Source organism: Candidatus Cryosericum hinesii (genome assembly GCF_003570985.1).
Taxonomy (GTDB): domain Bacteria; phylum Caldisericota; class Caldisericia; order Cryosericales; family Cryosericaceae; genus Cryosericum; species Cryosericum hinesii.
The window spans coordinates 82,530-90,136 of the sequence record NZ_QXIW01000007.1 but is presented as its reverse complement, the minus strand read 5'-3'; the positions used below and the strand labels follow the sequence as shown (position 1 = coordinate 90,136).

General features: G+C 61.0%; 8 protein-coding genes. 3 read left to right on the top strand and 5 right to left on the bottom strand.

Going from position 1 to position 7,607, the window contains the following annotated elements; all coding sequences use genetic code 11:
• The 5 genes from SMC3_RS01555 to SMC3_RS01540 all read right to left on the bottom strand — a co-directional run.
• Window positions 1-734 (bottom strand): aromatic ring-hydroxylating oxygenase subunit alpha (locus tag SMC3_RS01555; protein ID WP_133299368.1); only part of this gene is annotated, 734 nt, incomplete at its 3' end.
• 78 nt (window positions 735-812) lie between these two features.
• Entirely contained in the window at window positions 813-1,820 is a 1,008-nt protein-coding gene (locus SMC3_RS01550; protein WP_207799612.1) for an MFS transporter, read from the bottom strand.
• Window positions 1,821-1,835: 15 nt separating this feature from the next.
• Window positions 1,836-2,180: a hypothetical protein gene (locus SMC3_RS09515; RefSeq protein ID WP_207799611.1), complete on the bottom strand. Its 345-nt coding sequence runs from the start codon at window positions 2,178-2,180 to the stop codon at window positions 1,836-1,838.
• A gap of 15 nt (window positions 2,181-2,195) precedes the next feature.
• Window positions 2,196-2,492 (bottom strand): 2TM domain-containing protein, encoded by a 297-nt coding sequence (locus SMC3_RS01545; RefSeq protein ID WP_119088066.1) that lies wholly within the window; start codon window positions 2,490-2,492, stop codon window positions 2,196-2,198.
• A 161-nt stretch (window positions 2,493-2,653) separates the two neighbouring features.
• Window positions 2,654-3,769 (bottom strand): glycerate kinase, encoded by a 1,116-nt coding sequence (locus SMC3_RS01540; RefSeq protein WP_119088065.1) that lies wholly within the window; start codon window positions 3,767-3,769, stop codon window positions 2,654-2,656.
• A 256-nt stretch (window positions 3,770-4,025) separates the two neighbouring features.
• Between SMC3_RS01540 and SMC3_RS01535 the strand changes: the two genes are divergently transcribed.
• The 3 genes from SMC3_RS01535 to SMC3_RS01525 are packed head-to-tail and all read left to right on the top strand — an operon-like array spanning window position 4,026 to window position 7,590.
• Entirely contained in the window at window positions 4,026-4,724 is a 699-nt protein-coding gene (locus SMC3_RS01535) for an ABC transporter ATP-binding protein (RefSeq protein WP_119088064.1), read from the top strand.
• Window positions 4,721-6,952: an ABC transporter permease gene (locus SMC3_RS01530; RefSeq protein ID WP_119088063.1), complete on the top strand. Its 2,232-nt coding sequence runs from the start codon at window positions 4,721-4,723 to the stop codon at window positions 6,950-6,952. The genes SMC3_RS01535 and SMC3_RS01530 overlap by 4 nt, the downstream gene beginning before the upstream one ends.
• Window positions 6,952-7,590, top strand: a complete 639-nt coding sequence (locus SMC3_RS01525; RefSeq protein ID WP_119088062.1) for a TetR/AcrR family transcriptional regulator — start codon at window positions 6,952-6,954, stop codon at window positions 7,588-7,590. The genes SMC3_RS01530 and SMC3_RS01525 overlap by 1 nt, the downstream gene beginning before the upstream one ends.
• The last annotated feature ends 17 nt before the right edge of the window (window positions 7,591-7,607 follow it).

Here is a 7,607-nt window from a genome sequence, read left to right as displayed (position 1 = left end):
TGTTCGTCGACGCACACGAACGCAGCGGTGATGCGAGCGTTCGGGCCAAGGTTGTTCTGCCAGAGGTTGGGGAAGACGAAGGTAAGCTGCGCATCCCGCTCCGGGACCTGCATTTCGTCCGGCCGCCGAGGGATCTGGCCGTGATCCTTCTCGTTGTCCACCCAGATGCGCAGGATATTGCCGTCCAGCCGCGCTACAGGGCCATTGACGACGGTCTTGTTGCCTGCCCCGATCGTGTTGTAGTGAACGAAGGGCAAATGGACCACGTCCAGCTGGTTCTCGATTGCACGCGTATAGTACGCGTTCCAGGGATCGCGCCAGGTACCGTATGTCAGTCTCGTGTCGTCCAGCCCGGGGATGAACGGCAGTTCAGGATATTCCTCACGCGGCTCGCCCCACCACAGGTAGATGTAGCCATGCGCTTCGCGTACGACAAATGCCTCACCCTGGAAAGTGGCCGGCACGGCGGCGTCTTTGCCGTTTGCAGGGATGACGGTGACGCGACCTCGGCCGTCATATTGCAAGCCGTGGAACGGGCATTCTACACAGTCACCCTTGACCTTCCCGACGCTGAGTGCGACCCCTCGGTGGATGCAGTGGTCGCTCATACAGGACACCGTGCCCTTCCTCTCGCGCCACAAGACCAGGTCCCTGCCCATGCGCCGGACGCCGAGGAGTCTTCCCGGCTTGACCTCGCGCGATTCAAGGATGACATACCACTGGTTTCGAATCATCGTGTCACCTCCTGTTCACTTGATCTCCCAGACACCACAAGACGACAGTGTCGTACGTCTCGTATCGCTGCAGGACGACTAGTCCCCCGGCATGTCATGATCGGGGATGAGCCGCTCGACGTCCCTGATGCTTGGAACCAGGTATCCGACGATCCCGACGACAGCTCCGGCCAGGCCTGCCCACACAAACATCAGCGAAATCCCCGTCCCCATACCGGTACCGGTCAGCCAGCCAAACACCGGCGCCAACCTCCCAGCAGGCATCATCGCTGGGCCAAAGACCTTGTCCGCAAGCGGACCGGACGCAAGCATGGCTACGGGGACGGTCACCTGCGCGATGAGGCGACGCACCGAAAACACGCGTCCCTGCAGCGCGGGCGGCACCTTGGACTGCCAGATGGCCTGGTTGCTGCCGTTCAGGATGATCACGGGCACCATCATCAGGAAGGAACCTGCCATCCACACAGGCAGCGACCGTCCAAGACCGATGACCAGCATGCCGAACAACGACGTCAGCACCATGCCCAGCAGCACGCCGTTCACCTTGCGTCTGGGACCACCCCATGCCGTGAGCAGGACCCCGCCGACAACGCCCCCCACAGCCGCAGCAGACTGCGTTGATCCGAGTGCCGTTGCGTTGTTGCCCGTGCGAGAGAGAATCAGCGCAGGGAGGATCGTGAGGCACAGACTGGCGATGAGGTTCGAGGCGAAGAACAGCATCTGCAGGTCGAACAGTGGTCGATGCTGCCAGATGTACCGGAAGCCAAACATCGACTGACTGAACAGGCTCTCTGGATGATCGGACTCGACATGGGGCGGGTTTGGAATAGCCACGACGATCAGCGCTCCCAGGGCGACGACGAAGGTGGCGAGATCGATGGCAAAGATGACCCACAGTCGTTGAAAGCCCAGTACTCCCGCGAGCGCTCCCGCAAGGATGGGCGCGGCGATACCCGACCCGCTCTCTGCCATCGAGATCATGCCGCTTGCCCTCTGGTACTGCTTCTTTGGGACCATCATGCTGATCGCAGCGCTGTACGCCGGCCACTGAAACGTCTGGAACGCCGCCGACAGCGCACCTGTCACGTAGAGATGCCACAGCTACAGGTGACCCGTCAGGAACAGGACGAGAACGACCAATGTCATCATGGCAGACGCCAGGTCGGACAGCGCCATGGTCCATTTGCGGTTCCAGCGGTCGACCAGCACGCCCGCGATCGGACTCATCACGATCATCGGCGCAAAGTTGAAGAAAGCGACCATCGATAGTGCAGTTGCCAGCCCGGTGGTGCGGTACGCCCACAGCGTCAGCGCAAAGCCGCTCATCGCCGTTCCGACCAGGGACACGACCTGTCCAAACCAGACGATGGTGAACGCGGTCATTCCCTCCGGCCTGCGCGAAGGAACGCCGACCGTCTCTATACCAATTCCAGCAGGGTCCTCCACAGACACGTCCGTTCCTTATGCCTGAGGGTCGCTGTGTCGGCGGTCGAGCTCCCGCTGAATCTGGCGCTGTTCCCATCCCCTTCCCAGAAATCGCCCGATACCAAAGACCGAGATAGCATGCACCACGAGGACGACGCCCCATCCGATGAGCGGCCAGATGAACCAGATGACGCCATCGTTCTTCTTGAGCGTGGCAAGGTTCAGAACGGCCAGGGCCGCGTTGGCCACCAGAAACATGACCGCGTGGGCGTAGAGCCCCTTGACCTCCTGGACCCGATCCCTCGCCTTCTGATACTCCTCGAGCTCCGTCATGACAGCGCCTCCTGCGAACACCCTGGCGTCATGTTGTTGGGATAGCAGGTGAGGACCATCCAATGGTTCTGCAATTCCAAGGGTGGAAACATATCGCCTACTGTTGTCACTTGTACCTCCAGATTGTGAGTTCCCTCAGTATATCGCAGAACGGTGAGGCATCATGGCTTCAGTGACAGAAGATGCGCCAGCTCGGCGGCCGCCTGTGTCAGCAGTGCCAAACCGTTTTCCATGGCCTCACGTTCACTCATAGGACGGTCGAGGGTCGTGACAAAGACATCGATGCCGGCCTCGCGGACCTGTGCCCGATCGCGCACGGCCCCGGCAATAGCCACCGTCAATCCCTCCGGCGAAACCTTCCGGAAACGCTGCGCCACACGAACCGGGGCCTTGCCATACACCGTCTGAGCATCGATGCTTCCCTCACCAGTCACCAGCACAGTGCATCCCACAGCTCGGGCGTCGAAGTTCTCGAGGTCCATGAAAAGTTCAGCGCCTGGCTCCAGGTGACCGCCCAGCCATGCGACGGCCGCGCCACCGACACCGCCGGCAGCACCCGCCCCAGGCATATCGTGCAGCCGCACGCCCCTCATCTGCAGCGTGATGTCAGCCAGCCGTTCCAGGCCCTTTTCCAGCAGCGTCACCATGTCGGGCGTGGCTCCCTTCTGCGGACCGAACACCGGAGCTGCTCCCGTCAGGCCGAGCAGAGGATTGGTCACGTCGCTGGCGACCACCAGCCTGGTCTGCTTCATAGGCGAGCTTGCCACAACACGAGCCAGCCGGGATAGTCCCTCACCGCCTCGCCATGAGGCATTGCCGGCCTCGTCAGTGATGCTGAAACCCAGCGCGGCCAGCATGCCGAGCCCGCCGTCCACGGTGGCAGATCCACCGACGCCCAGGATAATGCGGTCGGCTCCGTGCTCCACTGCGTGTTTGACAAGCAGGCCAGTCCCCCATGTGGTCGTGAGCATGGGATTCCGTTCCTCAGCGGTAATCAACGCCCATCCGGACGCTCTTGCCATCTCGATGACCGCCGTCTGGCCAAGCCACACCACAGGCGCCTCGATGGGATGCATCAGGGGATCGAAGGTACTTACGAATTCGACGCGTCCACCCAGAGCTGCAGCTACATCGGTGGTCCCGTCGCCACCGTCGGCAAGGTAGACCTTCTCAACCTGAAACCCAGCACCCTCGAACGCTAGAGCCACAGCATCGGTAGCAGCCTTCGTGGAAATGCTCCCCTTGAACGCGTTCATACTGACAAGTACCTTCGCCATGATAACTCCCTTCGTGCCTGCTCAGTGGACCAAAAACGGCAAGACAAGCACACCCGCCAGTACGGCCAATTCTGCGGCCATCGATGCGACGGTGATGTTGCGCCAGGCAGCACACTCATATTGTAGCAGCAGCTCTGCGGGACGCCAGCCCGATGGGGCTTGACAGTGGCACGTGCCTGACGACAATATTGACCGACTGGTCAATGACCACGTAATCGACAGATCACACAACAGGCGGAAAGCGAGGAGATGTCACATGCTGATCGAACTGAACAAGGTGGGGCGCAAGTACCAGATGGGGCAGGGTGAGTTTTGGGCGTTGAAGAACGTCACATTGAGTATCCCGGAGGGCCAGCTGGTGACCATTCTGGGTCCGTCCGGCTCTGGCAAATCGACGCTGCTGAACATCATGGGAGGCATCGACCACGCTGATACCGGCACCGTCCGCGTCACCGGGGTCGACCTCTCTCATGCATCGGAACGCGACCTCACACAATTCCGACGCGACACGGTGGGTTTCGTGTTCCAGTTCTTCAACCTCATTCCCAACCTGACGGTCCGCGAAAACGTCGAGGTGACGGCAGACATCGCGAAGAAGCCCCTGTTCATCGATGAGGTGCTCGACGCTGTCGGGCTTCTCCCCATGGCAGATCGGTTCCCATCTGAGCTCTCCGGCGGCGAACAGCAGCGCGTGTCGCTTGCCCGGGCAGTCATCAAGAACCCCTCCCTGCTGCTTGCCGACGAGCCGACCGGTTCGCTCGACTTCGCCACGTCGCGGGACATCTTGCGGCTCCTGGTCCAGGTCAACGAGATCTACCACACCACCATCGTGCTGGTCACGCATAATGCTGCCATCGCCGACATGACGGACCGCGTCATCCGGCTGCGCAGTGGCGAGGTCGAGGAGGACCGTCTGGTCGGTCGCCTCATCAAGGCAGAGGAAGTGACCTGGTGAACACCCTGCTGAAACGCCTTCCCCGCACAATCCGCTCCAACCAGTGGCTCGTCTACGGCAGTATCACGCTGGTCATGCTTGCCTGCATGCTGTATGCCAGCCTCAACGCGATGATAGTCGATATCCACGAGAGCAGATCGCGGTTCGAAAGCGAGTCACGGATCGAATCGGCCACGTTCCTGCCGCAGAAGCCCTTTGCAGACCTGTCGAGCTTCGAACACGACAACGGGCTTGTCATCGAACGCCGCCGGGAAGTCGATGCTTCGGTCAACAGCAGCCTCACGCTGCGGGTGTTCGAACGAACGACACGTGTGGACATTCCCGCCATCACCGCGGGCCGTGACGTGCAGACAGATGATGAGATGCTCCTTGGTCAGACGGTCGCCACCGCGCTCAAGATCCCGCTGGGGACGAAGATGACCCTGCTGGGACATTCGTTCACCGTTGTCGGGTTCGCAGCAGTCCCGGACTACATGTATCCCATCAGGACAACAGACGACGCCGGCATCATTCTCGACCCCAAGGCCTTTGGCATTGCCGTCATCACACCTGCTGCGATGGACACCTGCGCTCCCAAAGCTCTTGCCACCTGGCACATCAGGACCGTCGACGGGACAACCGCCACCGCACGACAGGCGCTGAACGAGACGGTTGGCCTCACATACTGGCAGGACATCACGACGAACCTGCGCTATACCCTGGCCATAGTCAAACTCGAGGGAGCAGCATCGGTATCCACCAGCATGCCACTGGTCATCCTCCTGCTGGCCTGTCTGCTGCTGGCTGCGGCACAAGGCCGCATGGTCCGCATGCAGCGGGCCCAGCTTGGCACGCTCAAGGCAATGGGCTACTCGACGTGGGAACTCGTTCTGCAGGAACTGGCACTCCCGGCGCTCATCGCGTTGTCGGGGTCGGTGCTGGGTGTCCTCTCGTCGATTCTTACGATGCGCCCCATGCTGAACTTTATGCTCAGCTACTTCAGCGTTCCACTGTACGTGGCGACCGTCCCGTGGAGAGTCGCCATCATCGGCATCGTGGCTCCCGTGTTCTTCACCGTTCCAGCTGTTGCAGTGGTTGCGGCGCGTCTTCTAGGCCAGGCACCAGTCAAGCTGATGCAGGCGACCGCCCTCAGCACCCGCCCCGGTCTCCTGGAGAGGTCTCTTCACCTGAAACGCGGCTCGTTCCAGAACCGGTTCGCCGTGAGGGCGGCCATCCGAGGGCTGACACGGCTGACACTTCTGATGCTCGGGGCAATGCTCGCAGGCTACCTGCTCCTGTTCGGCGGCGCCATGCGCGACTCGATGAGCACGCTGGTACGTGGTGCGTTCCAGGACACGCAGTACAACTACACGTACGTGCTGACGGCACCGAGGCTCGAGAACCCGTGGGGTGGAGAGGCGCTGACGTCCGAGCGATTTACGACCACTGACGGCCGGCTGACCTTCCAGGTGGTTGGACTGCCCGCCACGTCGACGCTGTTCGTCCCTCATGACAGTAAAGGTCAGGCCATCCCCATCGACCGCATTATCATCACGCGTGCGCTTGCGCAGAAGCTCAACTTGAAAATAGGAGACAGCTTGACGATGCAGCAGGCAGCCACCGGACAGGAGGTCACACTGCCCGTCGACGCCGTGGCTGAGATGTATACGACAGCAACTGTCATCATGCCCCAGGAGCGGTTGAACAGCATCGTCGGGGCACCACTCGGCAGTTTCAACGCCGTCCTCAGCGCGACAAGCCTGCAGATCCCCACCCAGGACGTACTGACGACGCTCTCCATGGCACAGAGCCGTGCTGCCTTCAACTCTGCCATTATGCCACTATGGGTGGCACTCGGGTCAGTAGCGGTCATAGCAGTCTTCATTGCGCTGCTGGCTCTGTCGATCGTCACGACGCTGACCGTGGAGGAAGAGCGTTTCACCATCTCGTTGCTCAAGGTCCTTGGCTACCGGCCAGAGGAGCTGAACCGGATGGTCCTTGGGTCAGGGATCGTCGCAGTAGCAACCGGCTTCATTCTCGGCATACCCCTGCTGCTGGCCTCCCTCGGGAAGCTGCTTTCCACGACAACGAGTGGCATCAGTTTCAGTCTGCCCATACGGCTCTCACCACTGTCGATCCTGGTCTGTGCCGTCATCATGCTGGCCACGTACCTGGTATCGTTGAGAGCGGCACGACGCAAGGTACTGGGCGTGCAAATGGCTGTCAGCCTCAAGGCTGCGCGAGAGTAATGCAGGCATCACCGCACCGGTCCGTCGCCGACGACAGGCGGACTGCCCTGATCACTGCCGCGATCAGTGAATTCGCCACCGCCGGCTACTTGGCTGCCTCGACGAATCATATCGTCGAGGCAGCCGGTGTCAGCAAGGGGCTGCTGTTTCATTATTTCGGCGACAAGAAGGGTCTCTACATAGAGGCTGTTCAGGCGTGCATCACCGAAGTGATGCGCCGCTTCGACGAACGCCTGGGACCGACCAGCCCCGACCTGTTCGAGCGTCTCAGCCAGTACACCCTGGCCAAATGGTCCCTGATCGAAAAAGATCCAACGACATTCGCATTCCTTCAGGAAGCCATGACCGACCCTCCGGCTGAGCTGCGTGACGCCCTGCTGGCCTCCACCGCCGAGATCACGGCCTCGACCTACCAGCGGCTCTTCCAGGATATCGATACGAGTGCCTTCAGACCGGGCGTGACCGTCGAACGGGCTATGCTCCTGCTCTCCTGGACATTCGACGGACTGGGGAAGCAGTATACGACTATCCTCAGGCAACAACCACTTGACCTCGCAAGTGTGCGGAGTGTCATGTTCGCGGAGGTAGACACCTATGTTGCCCTGCTGCGCCACGGCATCGAAACAGACCCCTCCTGATTGCCCTTTCCTGAACG